Origin of the sequence: Marichromatium sp. AB32 (assembly GCF_003718675.1) — a bacterium.
GTDB classification, from domain to species: Bacteria; Pseudomonadota; Gammaproteobacteria; order Chromatiales; family Chromatiaceae; genus Marichromatium; species Marichromatium gracile.
Window position 1 is genome coordinate 17,334 of sequence record NZ_RHFJ01000036.1, and the last position, 18,333, is coordinate 35,666.

At 69.9% G+C, this 18,333-nt stretch carries 14 protein-coding genes; 6 read left to right on the plus strand and 8 right to left on the minus strand.

All coding sequences use genetic code 11. The annotated features are described in order from the left end of the window. Positions 1 to 5 precede the first annotated feature (5 nt). The 4 genes from EBL85_RS11550 to EBL85_RS11565 form a co-directional block, all read right to left on the minus strand. Positions 6 to 1,334 carry a replication-associated recombination protein A gene (locus tag EBL85_RS11550; protein WP_123139727.1) on the minus strand — a complete coding sequence of 443 codons (1,329 nt, stop codon included), beginning with the start codon at positions 1,332 to 1,334 and terminating at the stop codon, positions 6 to 8. 3 nt (positions 1,335 to 1,337) lie between these two features. Then, positions 1,338 to 1,976, minus strand: a complete 639-nt coding sequence (gene lolA / locus EBL85_RS11555; protein ID WP_123139726.1) for an outer membrane lipoprotein chaperone LolA — start codon at positions 1,974 to 1,976, stop codon at positions 1,338 to 1,340. Positions 1,977 to 1,980: 4 nt separating this feature from the next. After that, positions 1,981 to 4,509 (minus strand): DNA translocase FtsK, encoded by a 2,529-nt coding sequence (locus EBL85_RS11560; protein ID WP_123142985.1) that lies wholly within the window; start codon positions 4,507 to 4,509, stop codon positions 1,981 to 1,983. Positions 4,510 to 4,599: 90 nt separating this feature from the next. Beyond that, positions 4,600 to 7,278 carry a GNAT family N-acetyltransferase gene (locus EBL85_RS11565; RefSeq protein ID WP_123139724.1) on the minus strand — a complete coding sequence of 893 codons (2,679 nt, stop codon included), beginning with the start codon at positions 7,276 to 7,278 and terminating at the stop codon, positions 4,600 to 4,602. Between the two features lie 339 nt (positions 7,279 to 7,617). On the opposite strand from EBL85_RS11565, the gene EBL85_RS11570 reads away from it, so the two are divergent. The 4 genes from EBL85_RS11570 (at position 7,618) to EBL85_RS11585 (ending at position 13,636) form a co-directional block, all read left to right on the plus strand. Continuing rightward, positions 7,618 to 8,550, plus strand: a complete 933-nt coding sequence (locus tag EBL85_RS11570) for a histone deacetylase family protein (protein ID WP_123142986.1) — start codon at positions 7,618 to 7,620, stop codon at positions 8,548 to 8,550. Positions 8,551 to 8,724: 174 nt separating this feature from the next. After that, on the plus strand, positions 8,725 to 9,510 hold the full coding sequence (locus EBL85_RS11575; protein ID WP_123139722.1) for a dienelactone hydrolase family protein: 786 nt from the start codon (positions 8,725 to 8,727) through the stop codon (positions 9,508 to 9,510). Positions 9,511 to 9,606: 96 nt separating this feature from the next. Next, positions 9,607 to 11,049 (plus strand): deoxyribodipyrimidine photo-lyase, encoded by a 1,443-nt coding sequence (locus tag EBL85_RS11580; protein WP_123142987.1) that lies wholly within the window; start codon positions 9,607 to 9,609, stop codon positions 11,047 to 11,049. Positions 11,050 to 11,185: 136 nt separating this feature from the next. Continuing rightward, entirely contained in the window at positions 11,186 to 13,636 is a 2,451-nt protein-coding gene (locus tag EBL85_RS11585) for a bifunctional diguanylate cyclase/phosphodiesterase (RefSeq protein WP_165913554.1), read from the plus strand. Positions 13,637 to 13,641: 5 nt separating this feature from the next. Here the strand turns inward: EBL85_RS11585 and EBL85_RS11590 are convergent, their stop codons facing one another. Genes EBL85_RS11590 through EBL85_RS11605 form a run of 4 tightly spaced genes read right to left on the minus strand, consistent with a single transcriptional unit; the run spans position 13,642 to position 16,483 of the window. Then, entirely contained in the window at positions 13,642 to 14,379 is a 738-nt protein-coding gene (locus EBL85_RS11590; RefSeq protein ID WP_123139719.1) for a ThiF family adenylyltransferase, read from the minus strand. Beyond that, a complete protein-coding gene (locus tag EBL85_RS11595) occupies positions 14,376 to 15,170 on the minus strand; it encodes a TatD family hydrolase (protein WP_123142989.1) in 795 nt (264 codons plus the stop codon). Before EBL85_RS11595 ends, EBL85_RS11590 begins: the two co-directional genes overlap by 4 nt. Then, positions 15,163 to 15,903 (minus strand): NYN domain-containing protein, encoded by a 741-nt coding sequence (locus EBL85_RS11600; protein ID WP_123139717.1) that lies wholly within the window; start codon positions 15,901 to 15,903, stop codon positions 15,163 to 15,165. Before EBL85_RS11600 ends, EBL85_RS11595 begins: the two co-directional genes overlap by 8 nt. A 43-nt stretch (positions 15,904 to 15,946) precedes the next feature. Next, positions 15,947 to 16,483 (minus strand): DUF2058 domain-containing protein, encoded by a 537-nt coding sequence (locus EBL85_RS11605; RefSeq protein ID WP_123142990.1) that lies wholly within the window; start codon positions 16,481 to 16,483, stop codon positions 15,947 to 15,949. 415 nt (positions 16,484 to 16,898) lie between these two features. On the opposite strand from EBL85_RS11605, the gene EBL85_RS11610 reads away from it, so the two are divergent. Further along, positions 16,899 to 17,408, plus strand: coding sequence for an OmpH family outer membrane protein (locus EBL85_RS11610; RefSeq protein ID WP_123142991.1), 510 nt, complete (start codon positions 16,899 to 16,901; stop codon positions 17,406 to 17,408). A gap of 182 nt (positions 17,409 to 17,590) precedes the next feature. Further along, positions 17,591 to 18,229 carry an MBL fold metallo-hydrolase gene (locus tag EBL85_RS11615; RefSeq protein ID WP_123139714.1) on the plus strand — a complete coding sequence of 213 codons (639 nt, stop codon included), beginning with the start codon at positions 17,591 to 17,593 and terminating at the stop codon, positions 18,227 to 18,229. The last annotated feature ends 104 nt before the right edge of the window (positions 18,230 to 18,333 follow it).

Here is an 18,333-nt window from a genome sequence, read left to right on the forward strand (position 1 = left end):
CCCGTTCAGCCGCGCCCGCCGTGCCGCGCGCGCGCGGCACGGTCGAGTGCGGCGAGGCGTTCGAGCTTCTCGCGGATACGGATCTCCAGCCCACGCTCGACCGGCGCGTAATAGCGCCGCTCGCCCAGCTCGTCGGGGAAGTAGCGCTCGTCGGCGGCATAGCCCTCGGGCTCGTCGTGGGCATAGCGATAGCGCCGACCGTGACCGAGTTCCTTCATCAGCCGCGTCGGCGCATTGCGCAGATGCAGCGGCACCCCCAGCGAGCCCGAGGCGCGGGCATCGGCCTGAGCGGCCTTCCAGGCGGTGTAGACGGCGTTGCTCTTGGCCGCGCAGGCGAGATAGACGGTCGCCTGTGCCAGCGCCAGCTCGCCCTCGGGCGAACCGAGCCGCGCCTGCGCCTCCCAGGCGTTGAGCGCCAGATCGAGCGCGCGCGGGTCGGCGTTGCCGATGTCCTCGCTGGCGATACGCACCAGGCGGCGCGCCAGATAGAGCGGGTCGCAGCCGCCGTCGAGCATCCGCGCCAGCCAGTAGAGCGCGGCATCCGGCGCCGAGCCGCGCACCGACTTGTGCAGCGCCGAGATCTGGTCGTAGAAGTCGTCGCCGCCGCGATCGAAGCGGCGCAGCGAGGCGCTGGCCACCGCCGCCACCGTCTCGCGCCCGATCACCGCGCCCGTATCGACCGCTGCGGCAGCCAGCTCCAGCAGGTTGAGCGCGCTGCGCGCATCGCCGTCGGCGCCCTCGGCGATCAACCGCGCCGCCTCGGGGTCGAGCGCGAGACGGCGCGCGGCCAGCCCGCCGCGCGGGTCATGCAGCGCGCGTTCGAGCACCGCGACCAGATCATCGCTACCGAGTGACTGCAGCACATAGACCCGGGCGCGCGAGAGCAGCGCGTTGTTGAGCGCGAACGAGGGGTTCTCGGTGGTGGCGCCGATGAAGGTCAGGGTGCCGTCCTCGACGTGCGGCAGGAAGGCGTCCTGCTGGGCCTTGTTGAAGCGGTGCACCTCGTCGATGAACAACAGGCTGGCGCTGCCGTCGGCGGCCAGCCGCGCCTGGGCGCGGGCGACCGCCTCGCGGATCTCCTTGACCCCGGCGAGCACCGCCGAGAGGGTGATCAGCTCGGCCTCGGCGCGCGCCGCGATCAGCCGCGCCAGGGTGGTCTTGCCGGTGCCGGGCGGTCCCCAGAGGATCATCGAATGGGCATGCCCCGACTCGAGCGCGCGACGCAGCGGCTTGTCGGGACCGAGCAGGTGCGACTGCCCGCGGAAATCCTCGAGAGAGGCCGGGCGCAGCCGCTCGGCCAGTGGGGTCTGGGGGTTGTCGCGGGTCGCGGGCATGGCTCAGTCGAAGGAGAGGAAGTCGTCGACCGCGCTGCGATCGATCTCGAACAGGTCGGGTTCGAGCGCGAGGTTGCGGGTCGCCGCGCTGAAGTCGAGCCGGGTGTTCTGACCGAAGCCGTCCTCCATGATCAGGCTCTCGAGGCCATCGCTGCCGAAGCCGAGCTCGATGCGCTCGACCTCGGCGTCGGCGTCGAGCGGACGCAGCGCCACCCAGGCGCGCCCATCCGTGCTCGGCAGCTCGCTGACGGCGAAGTGCTCGGTGATCGGCGCGCCGCTGGCGAGCAGCAGCGCCGGGGTGCCGCGCAGCGCCCGCTCCTGGCTCTGGTGGGTGACCTGCTCGAGTTCCAGGTCGTGGACATAGACGCGCTTGCCGTCGGCGATGATCACCTGCGCCACCGGGTCGTCGTATTCCCAGCGAAAGCGACCCGGGCGCTGCAGATAGAAGCGTCCGTGCGATTCGGTCATCTGGGTGCGCGCGGCGTTGAAGGTGTACTGCACGAAGTCCGCGCGCAGGCTGTCGAGACCGGCGAGATAGCGCTCGAGACGCTGCGCGCCCTCCCCGGCGAACGCCGCGACGGGCAACAGCAAGGCGAGCAGGACGGCGCCGAGGGCGCGGGCGGACAGGGTCGCTCGAATCACGCGATCACTCCTCCTGTGGCGGCGGGACCAGGACCTCGCGGTTGCCGTTGGTCTCGGCCGGGCTGACGATGCCGATGCGCTCCATCTCCTCGATCAGGCGCGCGGCGCGGTTGTAACCGATCTTGAGCCGGCGCTGCACCCCGGAGATGGAGGCGCGACGGGTCTCGACGACGATCTGCACCGCCTCGTCGAACAGCGGGTCGGTGTCCTCGGTGTCGCCGCCGCGCGGCTCGGGGTCGATCCCCGGCAGCGACTCGGTCGGCTCGCGCAACACGTCGTCGATATAGTCCGGACCACCGAACTGCTTGAGATGTTCCACCACCGCGTGCACCTCGTGATCGTCGACGAAGGCGCCGTGCACGCGATTGGGGAGGTTGCCGCCGGGTGGCAGATAGAGCATGTCGCCGTGCCCGAGCAGCTGTTCGGCGCCCTGCTGATCGAGGATGGTGCGCGAGTCGATCCGCGAGGACACCTGGAAGGCCATGCGGGTGGGGATGTTGGCCTTGATCAACCCGGTGAGCACGTCGACCGAGGGGCGCTGGGTGGCCAGCAGCAGATGGATGCCCGAGGCGCGCGCCTTCTGCGCCAGGCGCGCGATCAGCTCCTCGACCTTCTTGCCGACCACCATCATCATGTCGGCCAGCTCGTCGATGATGACCACGATATAGGGCAGGTGCTCAAGCGCCGGTGCGGCGCCGAGCGCGGGGTCGTGGAGCGGATCGGCGATCGGGGTGCCGGCGGCCTCGGCCTCGGCGATGCGCTTGTTGTAGCCGGCGATGTTGCGCACCCCGAGCTTGGCCATCAGCCGGTAGCGTCGCTCCATCTCGCCGACGCACCAGCGCAACGCGTTGGCCGCCTCCTTCATGTCGGTGACCACCGGGGTGAGCAGGTGCGGGATACCCTCGTAGACCGAGAGTTCCAGCATCTTCGGGTCGACCATGATCAGCCGCACGTCCTTGGGGTCGGCCTTGTAGAGCAGACTGAGGATCATCGCGTTGATCGCCACCGACTTGCCCGAGCCGGTGGTGCCGGCAATCAGCGCATGGGGCATGCGCGCCAGATCGGCAACCACCGGCTGGCCGGCGATGTTGGTGCCCAGCCCCAGGGTGAGCACCGAGCGCGCCTCCTGATAGGCGTCCGAGCCGAGCGTCTGGCGCAGGAACACGATCTCGCGCTGCTCGTTGGGGATCTCGATGCCGATCAGCGACTTGCCCGGGATCACCTCGACCACGCGCACGCTGATCGTCGACAGCGCGCGGGCCAGATCCTTGGCCAGGCCGGTAATCTTGCTGACCTTGGTACCGGGGGCGAGGTCGATCTCGAAGAGGGTGACCACGGGACCGGGATAGACCTCCTCGACCCGCGCCTCGACGCCGAAGTCGGCCAGGCGCAGCTCGACCTGACGCGACAGCTCCTCGAGCTGCTCGGCGCTGTAGCCGCGACCGCTCTTGGTCGGCGCGTCGAGCAGCGAGAGCGGCGGACGCATGCCCTCGGCGGGGATGTCGCGCACCGCGACCGGCACCTGGGCCGGCGGCTCGGGTTCGGGCGCGGGCGCAGAGACCGGTGCTGGCGGCGGCGCGGGTCGCGCAGCGCGCGGCGGCACCGCACTCGGCTCGGGAGCGGGAGCAGGAGCGACCGGGCGGCGCGGCGGCGCCGGCTCTGGAGGAGGCGCCGGTTCGGGCTCGGGCTCGGGCAGTGGATCGGTCATGGTCGCGCGCACCGCCTCCGGGAACCCGTTGGGGCGAGCGCGCGAGCGACGCCGGGCCTTCGCGCGGGGCGCGGGACGCGGGGCGGGCGCAGGCTCGGGGTCGCCGGCGAACTCATCGGGGTCGATCAGGTTGAGCGCGCGCGGCAGCCCCTCGGGACTGAGCTCGGGACCTTCGCGCAACTGCTGCAGACGCCCCCGCGAGTCCTCGAGCAGACCACGCGCGGCACGCAGCGCCTGCAGCGCCGTGGCCCCGGTGGCATCGAGCAGTCTCACCCAGGAGATCCCCCAAAACAGGCTGAGTCCGATCAGCAGGGTGCCGACCAGCAAGAGGTCGGTCCCGGGGACGTTGAAGGCACCGAGCATGGCCGAGCTGAGGCTGCTGCCGAGCGCCCCCCCGGCGCCGTTCTGCAGCACCCCGCCGAGGGTCGAGAAGTGGATCGAGGCGATGCCGCAACCGGCCACCAGGGTCAGCGCAAAACCGATCCAGCGCAGCGACAGCACCCAGGGGCGCAGCACCACCGCCTCGCCGCGACCACGGAACACCACCCAGGCGCTCCAGCCGACCAGCACCGGGATCAGGTAGGCGAAGAAACCGAACAGATAGAGGGCGCCGTCGGCGAACCAGGCCCCGGTGCGACCACCGGCGTTGCTCACCCGCTCACCATCGCCGACATAGGACCAGCCGGGGTCCTGGGGTGAGTAGGTCGCCAGCGCGAGCAACAGATAGAGCGCCAGGCACATCAGTGCCCACATCGCCCCCTCGCGCAGGATGCGCTCGACATAGTCGCTCAGTGTCAATTGCCCACGGCGGGTAGCCTGTGCCATGAATCCCTCCAAAAATTACTCGCGCTATTATAACCTTACCAAAGGTTATTAGTGCGATTTATCCGGGACTCTGGCACACCGTCGCAGGGCTCAGAGCACCTTGCTGACGAGCTTCACCGACATGTCCTGGGGATCGTTGACGATACGGAAGCCGAGCGACTTGACCAGCGCCAGCATGCGGTTGTTGGCCGAGAGCACCTCGCCGTCCATCACCCGGAAGCCGCGCCGGCGCGCGTTCTGCATCAGCGAGCGCATCAGCCGTGCGCCGATGCCCATGTTGCGCCACTGGTCGGAGACCACGATGGCGAACTCGCAGGCCTCGCCGCCCGGGCGCGTCATGTAGCGCGCCACCCCGACCTGCACCTCCTTGCCCTCGTGCTCGAGCACCCCGATCAGCGCGATCTCGCGGTCGTAGTCGATCTGGGTGAAGCGCACCAGCATCTCCGGGGTCAGCTCCTTGATCGCCTGCATGAAGCGGAAGTACTTGGTCTGCTCGGAGAGTCCGCGGACGAAGTCCTGCTCCATCTCGGCATCCTCCGGACGGATCGGGCGGATCACCAGATCGCGCCCGTCGGGCAGCTGTACCCGCTCGATGAGGTGACTCGGATAGGGATAGATCGCCATGTGGCCGTAGATGCGCTGCTGCGGCGGGCGGTAGTCGACATGGATCGAGGCGTCGACCGCGATCACCTCCTTGTCGTTGCCGATCAACGGGTTGATGCGCAGACCGATGACCTCGGGCAGCTCGCAGACCATCTCCGAGACGCGTTGCAGGATTCTCGCCAGCGCCACCCGGTTCATCGGCGGCATGTGCTGGAAGCTGCCCATCAGCCGCGCGATGCGGGTGTGGTCGATCATCGTCTGGATGATGAAGGCGTTGAGCGGCGGCAGGCCCAGGGCACGATCCTCGATCACCTCGATCTTGGTGCCGCCGGCGCCGAAGCAGATCACCGGGCCGAAGATCTTGTCGCGGAAGACCTCGATCATCAGCTCGCGCGCGGCGCGGCTCGAGACCATATGCTCGACCGTCACCCCCTCGAGCCGGGCGTCCGGGCGCAGCCGCCGGGCGCGCTCGACGATCTCGGTGAAGGTGCGGCGCACCGACTGGGCGTCGGCGATGTTGAGCTTGACCCCGTCGACCGCGGACTTGTGTTCCAGGTCGGGGGAGTTGACCTTCATCACCACCGGGAAGCCGAGCGCCTCGGCCGCCATCAACGCCTCGTTGGGGGTGCGCGCCATCACCGCCTGCATGGTGGGGATGCGGAAGGCCGAGAGGATCGCCTTGGCCTCGACGGTACCGAGTACCTTGCGCCCCTCGGCCATCACCCCCTCGATGATCAGTCGCGCGCCCTCGATGTCGGGCGGGTTCTCGAAGGCCAGCGGCGCCGGCGACTGCATCAGCAGCTTCTGGTTGCGCTGGTGCACCGCGAGAAAGGCGAAGGCCGAGGCGGCGACCTCGGGGTTGTCGAAGTGCGGCACCCCGTTCTCGGCGAGCAGCGTCTGCGCATCGACCACGTACTGCCCGCCCATCCAGCAGGCGAGCACCGGCTTGCGACTGCCCTTGGCCGCATCGATCACCTCCTTGGCGGTGGCCACCGGATCGCCGAACACCAGCGGCGCGAGGATGCAGAGCACGCCGTCGACCTCGGGGTCGGCGAGGCAGGCGTCGAGCGCGGCACGATAGCGCTCCGGGTTGGCATCCCCGATGATGTCGATGGGGTTGCCGTGCGACCAGTAGTCCGGCAACACCCGCTCGAGCACCTGACGGGTGGAGTCGCTCAACTGCGCCAGGGTCAGGCCCAGCTCGACGGTGCGATCGGCGGCGAGCACGCCGGGACCGCCGCCATTGGTGATGATGGCGATGCGGTCGCCGGCAAGCCGACGGCGGGCGCCGAACACCTGGGCGGCGGCGAACAGCTGGTCGAGGTCGTCGACCTGCACCACGCCGGCACGATCGGTCACCGCACGGAACACCTCCGCCGAGCCGACGAAGCCGCCGGTGTGCGACTTCACCGCCCGCGAGCCGGCCGGATGCCGCCCGGCCTTGACGATCACCACCGGCTTGAGCCGCGCCGCGGCGCGCAGCCCGCTGATGAAGTGGCGCGCGTTGCGGATGCCCTCGACATAGAGCAGGATGCACTGGGTCTGGCTGTCGAGGGCGAGATAATCGAGGATGTCGCCGAAGTCGACATCGGCCGCCGCACCGAGCGAGACCACCGCCGAGAAGCCGACCTTGCGCGGCTCCGACCAGTCCATCATCGCGGTGCAGATCGCCCCCGACTGCGACACCAGGGCGACGTTGCCGCTGCGCGGCAACGCCTCGCCGACACTGGCGTTGAGCCCGTGCTGCGGGCGCATCACCCCGAGACAGTTGGGCCCGAGCACGCGGATGCGGTTGCGCCGTGCGGCCTCGACCATGCGCTCCTGGAGCACCTCGCCGCGCTCACCGTGCTCGGCGAACCCGGCCGAGTGCACCACCGCCGCCTTGGCCCCATAGCTGCCGCACTGATCGAGGATCGCCGGCACCCGTTCGGCGGGGATGGCGATCACCGCCAGATCGATGTGCTTGTCGAGCGCCGTCAGGCTCGGATAGCAGGGCTGACCGGCGACCTCCTCGTACTTGGGGTTGATCGCATAGCAGTGGCCCTTGAAGCCACCGGCGAGCAGGTTGCGGAACACCATTCCGCCGATCGAGCCTTCCTCATCGCTCGCACCGAACACCGCCACGGCACTCGGGGTGAAGAGTTGGTCAATGTCGGTCAAGCGCATGGGATCTGCCCTCCGAGGCAGGAAAGGGGTTAAGCTGCATTGAAACCCTCCAAGAGGGACTGATTATCGGCCATCCCGTCACGCCCGGCACGGAAACCGGCCATCGCCTCGGGGCAGCGACGCGCACCCGAGACGCCGGGGATGCTCCGCATTGACCGGGAATCCCCGCCGAGGCGAGGATGGAAGGTCGTGTCGGCGAGCCCGCGCCCAGCGCGTGCGCCGCCCCCCGTGCCAATGATCGCAGCCCGGATGCGTCCGTGTGGACGCCCTGTCGCGAAGAACGAAACCATGCCGGCGGCGCCTCCAGCGGACGCCGTGCTCGACGACCGAGGACCCGACATGAATCTCGCCTTCATCAGCCACCCGTCCTGCATGGAACACCGCATGGGCGAACATCATCCCGAGTGCCCCGAGCGGCTCAACGCGATCGGCGATCGCATGATCGCCTGCGGCATCGAGATGCTGCTGACCCACTACGACGCCCCCGCCGCGAGTCGCGCGCAGCTCGAGATGGTGCACGACCCGGACTATGTCCAGCACATCATCGACACCGCCCCGAGCGACGACTCGGTGGCCTGGGTCGACGGCGGCGACACCGGCATGAACCGTCATACCATGGAGGCGGCGATGCACTCCGCCGGCGCGGTGATCCTCGGCGTCGATCTGGTGATGAGCGACCGTCATCATGCCGCCTTCTGCTCGGTGAGGCCGCCGGGCCACCATGCCGGACGGCGCAGCGGCGGCGGCTTCTGCCTGTTCAACAACGTCGCCATCGGCGCCGCCCACGCCCTCGCCCATCACGGGCTCGAGCGGGTGGCCATCATCGACTTCGACGTCCATCATGGCAACGGCACCGAGGAGATCTTCCGCGGCGACGAGCGGGTGCTGTTCTGTTCGAGCTTCCAGCACCCCTTCTACCCCAACAGCGGCGCCGACACCGACGCACCCAACATCCTCAACCTGCCGCTGCCGCGACTGACCGACGGGGCCGCCTTCAAGACCGCGATCGAGCAGGCCTGGCTGCCCCGGCTCGACGACTTCGCGCCCGAGCTGATCATGATCTCGGCGGGATTCGACGGCCATATCGAGGACGACATGGCGCACTTCAACCTGCGCGAGGCCGACTTCGGCTGGCTCACCCGCGAACTCCATCAGCTCGCGCTGCGCCATGCCGGAGAACGGGTGGTGTCCTGCCTGGAGGGGGGGTATACGCTGTCGGCGCTCGGCCGTTGTGTCAGTACGCATCTCGACGAGCTGATCGGCCACGTCTGAATCGGCGGGGCCGGACCGCCGTGCTGCAACGCAGCATCAGGATAGACGGGCCGGATCAGGGTTGCAATCCTGCCTCTGGGAGACATATTGCCATCGCGACCATGCGCCCGGATATCCCCCTCATGCGGGCCAGGTCCACGCCCGCCCCAGAGATCCGCACGGAGGGAACTGAGGATGCGCATCCCGTCGCTGCTCGCCGCCGTCGCCCTGCTGGTCACGCTCGAGGTCGGGGCCACGCCCCGCACCGAGACCCTGTTCTACACCGACGGCGAGACCCGCCTCGGCGGCTATCTCAGCCTTGACGACGCCCAACCCGGCCCACGCCCCGGGGTGTTGGTGCTGCACGAGTGGTGGGGGCTCAACGATCACGTCCGCGCCCAGGCGCGCCGACTCGCCGAACTCGGCTACGTGGTCTTCGCCGCCGACCTCTACGGCGCCGGCCGGGTCACCGAACACGCCGCCGACGCCAAGGCGTGGATGACCCAGCTCAGCGAAGACCCCGAGGCCTGGCGCCAGCGCGCACTCGCCGGGCTCGATGTTTTGCGCGAGCGCCCCGAGGTCGACCCCGAGCGCATCGTCGCGCTCGGCTACTGCTTCGGCGGCGCCACCGCGATGCAACTGGCCTATGCCGGCGCGCCGCTCGCCGGCGTGGTCAGCGTCCACGGCTCCCTGCCCCCGCCGCCGCCCGAGCTCGGCCACCTCTCACCCGCGGTGCTCGCGCTGCACGGCGCCGCCGACCCCATGGTGCCGACGGCGCGCGTGCACGCCTTCCAGCACGAACTCGAACGCCTCGGCGCCGACTGGCAGCTGGTGATCTACGGCGGTGCCCGTCACGGCTTCACCAACCCGGGGGCCGACCGCTACAAGCTCGACGGGGTGGCCTACGACGCCCGCGCCGCACAACGCGCCTGGCGCATGCTCGAGACCTTCCTCGACGAGGTGCTGACAACCGCACCCTGAGCGGAGCACTCGAACACGCCCGGATCGGCTACCATCGGCATCGCGCCTCGCCGGCGACGCCGCCGTCCGTTCACACGCACCGATCAGCACCACATCATGTCCGATACCGTCATCGTCTGGTTCAGACGCGACCTGCGTCTCGACGACAACCCCGCGCTCGAGGCGGCGCTGCGCTCGGGCGCACGCATCCTCCCGGTCTATATCCACGCCCCCGATGAGGAGGCCCCCTGGGCCCCGGGCGCGGCCAGCCGCTGGTGGCTGCACCACAGCCTCGAGGCGCTCGATGCCGCGCTGCGCGCCTGCGGCGCCCGACTGTGGATCGGCCAGGGCGAGAGCCTCGCGCTGCTGCGCCGGCTGGCCGAGACCAGCGGCGCCCGTGCGGTCCACTGGAACCGTCTCTACGACCCCGCCACCCGCGAGCGCGACACCGCGATCAAGCAGCAACTCCGTGCCGCCGGGCTCGACTGCACCAGCCACAAGGGCGCGCTGCTGTTCGAGCCCTGGGAGGTGGCTAGCGGCAGCGGCGCTCCCTACAAGGTGTTCAGCGCCTTCTGGCGTCATTGCACACCCCGACTCGCCGAGTTCCCCGACCCGATCGCGGCCCCGGTGCGCATCCCCGGCGTCGAGCTCGACGGCGGCGACACCGTCGCCGAGCTCGACCTGCTGCCCCGCATCCGCTGGGACCAGGGGCTGGCCGAGGCCTGGACGCCCGGCGAGCACGGCGCCCGGACGACCGCCGAGCGCTTCCTCGCCGGCCATCTCGACGGCTACGGTGAGCTGCGCGATCACCCCGACCGCCCCGCCACCTCGCGGCTCTCGCCACACCTCCACTTCGGCGAGATCGGGCCACACCGGCTGCTCGCGCTGACCCGCGCCGCGCTCCCCGCAGCCCTGCCCCTGGGCGAGCACGCCTTCGTGCGCGAACTCGGCTGGCGCGAGTTCGCCTATCATCTGCTCTATCACTTCCCGCAAACCCCGGAGCATCCGCTCGATACGCGCTTCGCCGACTACCCCTGGCGCGAGCCGTCCGATAGCGATTTGCTCGAGCGCTGGCAGCAGGGACGCACCGGCATCCCCCTGGTCGATGCCGGGATGCGCGAGCTGTGGCACACCGGCTGGATGCACAACCGGGTGCGCATGGTCGCCGCCTCGCTGCTCACCAAGAACCTGCGCCTGCCCTGGCAGCTCGGCGCGCGCTGGTTCTGGGACACCCTGGTCGATGCCGACCTCGCCAGCAACACCCTCGGCTGGCAGTGGACGGCCGGCTGCGGCGCCGATGCCGCACCCTACTTCCGGGTCTTCAACCCGGTGCGCCAGGGCGAACGCTTTGACCCCAATGGTGACTATGTGCGCCGCTGGTGTCCGGAGCTGGCGCGGCTGCCCGACAAGGTACTGCAACAGCCCTGGACCGCCACCAGCACCACGCTGGCACGCGCCGGCGTCGGGCTCGGCGTCAACTATCCGCCCCCCATCGTCGACCTGGCGCAGTCGCGCCGCGAGGCACTTGCCGGGTGGGAGGGGATCAAATCGAGCCCATAATCCACATGCGGCATCGTCAATGCCCCCTTAGAATCGACAGCGGACTTCACTGCGGAGCGATCCCGATGCGCCGAACACGACCGGACCGACCTTCTCCTCCAGCCGAACAACGACGCTGACCTTGGAGTCTGACCCCGTGCCCGTCGCACCCAAGCGTCCGCACCTCTCCTCAACCAACTCGGCGCTGGGGTTGTTGCGTACGCTCTTCGATGCCAGCCACGAAGGGTTGATCGCAATCGACCCCGACGACGGGCGCATCCTGCTCGCCAACCTCACCGCCTGCCAGCTGCTGCGTCTGGACGAGCGCGAGCTGCTCGGCCAGCGGCTCGAGCCGCTGCCCTGCTGGCCGGCGGAGCGGGAACTCGACGACGAGCTGGCCGCGGTGCACACCGGCGAGCGGGTGCTCGAGGCCCCGGGCCCGGACCCGCGCACCCCGCTCGAGGTGCGACTGCAACTGGTCGAGAACACCCCCAGCGGCCCGGTGGTGCTCGTGGTGCTGTCGCATCGCGAGCGTCGCCGCATCGAGTCGGCGCTGCGCGAGAGCGAGGCGCGCTTTCGCGGCATCCTCGAGAAGCTGCCGGCGATCGCGGTCCAGGGCTACGACGAACAGCGTCGCGTCACCTTCTGGAACCGCGCCAACGAGCGCGTCTACGGCTACACCCCGCAAGAGGCGCTGGGACGGCGGATCGAGGAGCTGATCATCCCGCCGGAGTTTCGCGAGCGGATGACGGGGCTGATCGATACCTGGCTGCAGAGCGATCGCGACCCGCCGGCCGGCGAGCTGCGGCTGCGCCGACGCGACGGCTCACCGGTCGAGGTCTTCTCCAGCCATGTGATGCAGCGCTACAGCAGCGGCCGGCGCGAGATGTTCTGCGTCGACATCGATCTCACCGAGATCCGCGCCGCCGAGGAGCGGTTGCGCCTGGCCGGCACCGTCTTCGACAGCACCGCCGAGGGGATCTACATCACCGACGCGAGCGGACGCCTGCTCGAGGTCAACCGCGCCTTCACCGCGATCACCGGCTATGAGCACGACACCCTGCTCGGTCGGCCGATCTCGATCCTCAAGTCGGCCCGCCACCCCCCGGGCTTTTTCCATTCGATGCGCCGCGCCCTCGCCGAGACCGGCTACTGGCGCGGCGAGATCTGGATCCGCTATCGCGACCGCAGCGTCCACCCGGCACTGCTGCGGGTCAACCGGGTGCGCGATGCCCAGGGCGAGACGGCGCACTTCGTCGGCGTCTTCTCCGACCTCAGCCAGGTCCGTCACTCCCAGGCGCGGGTCGACTACCTCACCCATCATGACGCCCTCACCGAGCTGCCCAACCGGCTGCTGTTCCAGGCCCGGCTCGAGCACGCCATCGGTCGCGCCGAACAGGGACGCGCTCAGCTCGCCGTGTTGTTCGTCGACATCGATCGCTTCAAGGGGATCAACGATGCACTCGGTCACGCCGGTGGCGACGCCCTGCTGCGCGCCGTCGGGCGGCGCCTGAAGACACAACTGCAACGCGACGACACCATCGCCCGCTTCAGCGGCGACGAGCTGATGGTGCTCACCGAGCACATCGCCGACGAGGCCGACAGCGCCCGACTCGCCGAACAGCTGCTGCGCGCCATCGCCGCACCCTTCGAGCTCTGCGACGATGAGCTGTTGATCACCGTGAGCATCGGTGTCGCGCTCTACCCGCGCGACGGCGCCGACAGCTCCCAGCTGCTGCGCAACGCCGAGGTCGCGTTGCGCCAGGCCAAGCATGCCGGCGGCAACAGCTATGCCTTCTTCACCGCCACCCTCACCCGCATCGCCCGCGAGCGCGCCCAGCTCGAACACGAGCTCAGGCGCGCCATCCGCGACGGCGAGCTGCTGCTCCACTACCAACCCCAGGTCTCGCTGATCGACGGCGCCCTGGTCGGTCTCGAGGCCCTGGTGCGCTGGCAGCACCCCCAGCACGGACTGCTGCCGCCGGGGCGCTTCATCCCCATCGCCGAGTCGAGCGGGCTGACCCTCGCGCTCGGCGAGTGGGCACTGCACGAGGCCTGTCTCCAGACACGTCGCTGGCTCGACGCCGGGATCGCCATCGGTCGGGTGCACGTCAACGTCGCCCATGCCCAGATCCAGCGCGGCGCACTCTATGACACGACCCGGCGCATCCTCGCCGAGACCGGGCTCGAGGCCCACCATCTGGGACTGGAGATCACCGAGGGCGTGGTGATGGAGCACGATATCGAGGTCATCGCCGAGCTCGAACGACTGCGCGCCGAGGGCATCAGCCTCTCGGTCGACGACTTCGGCACCGGACACTCGTCGCTGGCGCGGCTCAAGGAGCTGCCCGTCGATCTGCTCAAGATCGATCGTTCGTTCGTCGGCGGGATCGAGAGCCAGGGACAGGATCGCGACATCATCCGCGCGATCATCGCCCTCGGCGAGGCACTGGGGCAGGAGGTGCTCGCCGAGGGCATCGAGACCCGCAAGCAGGCGCTGGCGCTGCGCCGACTCGGCTGTCGGCTAGGCCAGGGCTATCTGTTCGCCCGACCGCTCGCGCCCGAGGCGCTGCCGGACTGGATCGGCTCGCGGGCACGGGCGGACTGAACCGCTCAGCCTGCGTCCGTTCCCTCGAGCAGGCGCCGGATCACCACCCCGGCGAGGGTCAGCCCGAACAGCGCCGGCAGATAGCTGATGGTGCCGTTGACCGCCCGCGGACGCCCTTGGCTAACCGGCTCGGGCGGTGCCGGCGGGTGCGGCTCCTCGTCCGACCAGACCACGCACACCCCGCGCCCGACCCCACGGCGGCGCAGCTTGGTGCGCACCGCGCGCGCCAGCCCGCAGACCTTGGTGTCCATCAGGTCGCCGACCTGGATACGGGTGGGATCGAGCCGCCCGCCGGCGCCCATGCTGCTGACCACCGGCACACCGAGACGCAGCGCGGTCTCGATCAGCGCGAGCTTGCTCGCCAGGCTGTCGATGGCGTCGACGAGCTGGTCCGGGCGCTCGGCGAGGAAGGCATCGGCGCCCTCGGCGGGCAGGAAGGCGGCATGGGCGCGGACCCGGCAGGCGGGGTTGATCGCAGCGACGCGCTCGGCCATCACCTCGACCTTGGGGCGGCCCAGGGTGGTGGTGAGCGCCACCAGCTGACGGTTGAGGTTGGAGGGGGCGACGCGGTCGTGATCGACCAGGGTGAGGGTGCCGACCCCGGCGCGCGCCAGCGCCTCGGCGGCGAAGGCACCGACCCCGCCGAGCCCGGCGACGAAGACGTGCGCATCACGCAGTCGCGCCACCCCGTCCTCGCCGACGAGGATCCGGGTGCGGTCCCACAGCGGCTGATCCAGGCTCATAGCGCCAGCACCTCGCGGGCATTGGTCGTGGTGTGGGCGGCGAGCGCCTCCGCCGACTCGTCGCGCACCTCGGCCAGGGCGGCGAGCACCTGATCGAGATAGGCCGGGCTGTTGCGCTCGCCCCGGTGGCTGGCCACGGTCATGTCCGGCGCGTCGGTCTCGAGCACCAGGGCGTCACGCGGCAACGCCCGCGCCAGCCGCCGCAGCCGGGTCGAGCGCGTGAAGGTGAGCATGCCGCCGAAGCCGAGCCGGAACCCGCGCTCGAGATAACGCCCGGCCTGCTGCTCGCTGCCGCCGAAGGCGTGCGCGATGCCGCCCTCGACACCGGCGCGGGCGAGCGCCGCGAGCACCTCCTCGTGGGCCTTGCGCACATGCAGCAGCACCGGCAACCGGGCCTCGCGGGCGATCGCCAGCTGGGCCTCGAACAGCGCCAGCTGGTGGTCGCGATCGGCGTCGGCACGATGGAAGTCGAGCCCGATCTCACCGATCGCCACCGGGCGCTCGGCGGCGACCAGCGCGCGCAGCGTCGTCAGTGCCGACTCGGCCTCCTCGGGCGGCGGCAGATAGAGCGGGTGCAGCCCGAGCGCGGCGCGACAGGCCGGGCGCTCGCCGGAGGCGGCGGCACGCTGCGCCAGCACCCGCGACCAACCGTCGAGGTCGATCGCCGGCACCACCAGGGTCTCGACCCCGACGGCGCGCGCCGCGGACAGCACCGCCGCGCGATCGGCGTCGAACACCGGCAGATCGATATGACAATGGGTGTCGATCAGGGGCAGCGCGCGCTCAGCCATGGGCACGCGGGTCGCGGACGTAGAGCACGCGGTTGGGACCACGCCCGACCTGACGCGCCTCGAGCTCGAAGAGCTGGATGGCATTGAGCAGCTCGCTGAGCTTGCGGTAGCCGTAGTTGCGCGCGTCGAACCCGGGGCTGCGCTTGGCGACCGCCGAGCCCACCGCCCCCAGCCCGGCCCAGCCGGTGTCGTCGGCGGCGCTGTCGACGGCGCTGCGCAGCAGGTTGACCAGCCGGGTGTCGCACTTGAGCTCCTTGGCGCTCTTGCGCGCGTCGATGTCCTCGTCGACGTCCTCGCGCAGCACCTCGGTGAAGACGAACTTGTCGCAGGCGGCGACGAAGGGCTCGGGGGTCTTGCGCTCACCGAAGCCGTAGACGGTCATCCCCGACTCGCGCAACCGCGAGGCCAGACGGGTGAAGTCGCTGTCGCTGGAGACGATGCAGAAACCGTCGAAGTTGCGCGAATAGAGCAGATCCATGGCGTCGATCATCATCGCGCCATCAGTGGCATTCTTGCCCCTGGTGTAGCTGAACTGCTGGATCGGCTGGATCGAGTGACGCAGCAGCGTCTCCTTCCAGGAGCCGAGATTGGGCGAGGTCCAGTCGCCATAGATGCGCTTGACGTGCGCGGTGCCGTACTTGGCGACCTCGGCGAGCAGCCCCTCGACGATACTCGCCTGGGCGTTGTCGGCGTCGATCAGCACCGCAAGCTTGAGATTGACCGGTTCCGTCATCGGCGACTCCATCGGTAACAGGGACATGGGCAGCGCGACCGCCTCACCACATCAGGTCGTCAGGCACCTGGAACTCGGCGTAGGGGTCGTCGGCGTCGGGCGTCTCCTCGGGGCGGTTGAGCACCAGTACCAGACGCGCGTCGCGCTCGAGCAGGCGCTCGGCGATCTCCGCCGGCACCAGCTCGTAGAAGTCGTCCTGACGCACCACCGCGAGCCGACCCGCGACCAGCTTGGCGTGCTGTGCCTTGTTGACATAGATCCGCTTGAGCTTGCTGCCGTCGGTGAAGTTGTAGGCGACGTCACCACGCTCGCGCACCACCCGGTTGCTGTGGATGAGCTGGCGGATCTCGTTCTCGGCCGCGCGCCGCGCGGCCTCCTCCTGGCGCTGGCGGTTGAGCGCGCGATCGCGCTCGAGTTTCTCGCGGCGCGCACGCTCGGCGGCCTGGCGCGCGGCCTCGTCACCGGCCCCGCCCTTGGGATTCTGCTTGACCTTCTTGCGCTTGGCCGAGCGTGCCTGCTTGACTTTCTGTTCGTTGACCAAGCCCGCCTTGAGCAGTTGGTCCTGGAGCGAGTTGCCCACGTTGCGGATCTCCGGAAAAGCTGGCCGCGCCTGCCGGACGCGGTCTGTCTATATCGAAAGGGGTCGGTCGGCGACCGGATCCGGTCGCGCCCGGAGGCCTGGACCGCGACGACGAACGAGGCGCGTCGACACCTTCCCGCCCCATGCCTGTCACCATCGAGCCCGACGACCCCGAGCCCGCCACCGCTCACGGCGGCACAGGCGATTGAGGACGCAACGGCGGTGAAGTTCCGTATATTGTCGCTTTCCGTGGTGATTTTCGCCAGGGTCGCGACCACCGGCCAGGCGCACGCCACTGTGACGCGATCCGGCGCCCTGGCTTAGAATCCCGCCGGGGCCAGAGGCCCGAACCGCCGGCACCGACCGCCATCCGTGCCGGACCACCAGATACCCGAGACCATCCCGGAGTCCACACATGAGTCGTCCGCTTCAGACCAAAGCCCTGCTGCTCGCCCTCGCCCTGCCCCTGCCCGCCCTCGCGGGCCCGAGCGTCGGCTATGTCGACATGCAGAAGGTGCTCGAGGAGAGCCGCATCGGTCAGCAGGTGCAGGAGCAGCTGCGCAAGGACTTCGAGCCGCGCGGACGCGCCCTGGCCGAGGAGGAGCAGACGCTGATGCAGATGCAGCAGTCGCTCGAGCGCGACGCCCCGCTGATGAGCGAAGCACAGGTCGACAAGCAGCGCACCGAGCTCAAGGAGCGCATCGCCGCCTACCAGAAGGAGGCCGCGCAACTGCAACGCGAGCTGATGAAGGCCCAGCAGGAAAAGGGCCGCGAGATCGTCGTCCCGGCGCGCGAGGTGGTCAACGCCATCGCCGAGAAGCGCGGGCTCGACATGGTCGTCGAGCGCGGCCAGAACGGCCTGCTCTACATCGACGAGGGACTCGACATCACCGAGGCGGTGATCGAGCGTCTCGACGACGACTGACCCCGGCGACCGGCCGCGCGCGGCCGGTCTCCACGCCGCCACATGGGGCCACCATCTCGATCAGCCACAGAGACCAGCTCGACGCGCAGCTGCGCGACTGCTCCCGGACACGCCGGGCTGGACACTTGGGCAGAGGACTGCGAGCATCCGCGCGCAAGATCCATCAGCCCGACGACAGCCCAGTGCACTACCAGATCCAGCCCGTCACCCCCTTCCAGCAGAACTGCACCCTGGTGTGGTGCGACCAGACCCGACGTGCGGCGGTCATCGATCCCGGCGGCGAGCCCGAGGTCATCGCCACCCTGATCGAGCAGCTCGAACTCATCCCCGAGTACCTGCTGCTCACCCACGGCCATCTCGATCACGTCGGCGCCAGCGCCCCGCTCGCCGCGCGGCTCGGGGTGCCGATCCTCGGTCCGCACCGCGACGACGCCTTTCTGATCGAGACCCTGGAGCACCAGTGCGAGCTGTTCGGCTTCCCGCCGATCGAGCCCTTCACCCCGCAGCGCTGGCTCACCGACGGCGAGACCATCGCCCTCGGCGAACAGACCCTGGAGGTGATCCACACCCCGGGACACACCCCGGGACACATCGCCTATCTCAACCGCGCGAGCGGTCTGATCCAGCTCGGCGACGTGCTCTTCCGCGGCTCGATCGGTCGCACCGACTTCCCCCGCGGGGATCACGCCCAGCTGATCGCCTCGATCCGCGAGCGACTCTTCCCGCTCGGCGACGAGATCGCCTTCATCCCCGGGCACGGACCGATGTCGACGCTCGGTCGCGAGCGACGCACCAACCCCTTCGTTCGCGACCCCGCCTGAACACCACCACGGGCCGTCGCCGTCGCGCTCGGTTACACTAGGGCGGCGCCGGCCACGAGCGACGGCGCGGGCGGGGAGACGCCCGCCGCCGCGGCCGGACGCCC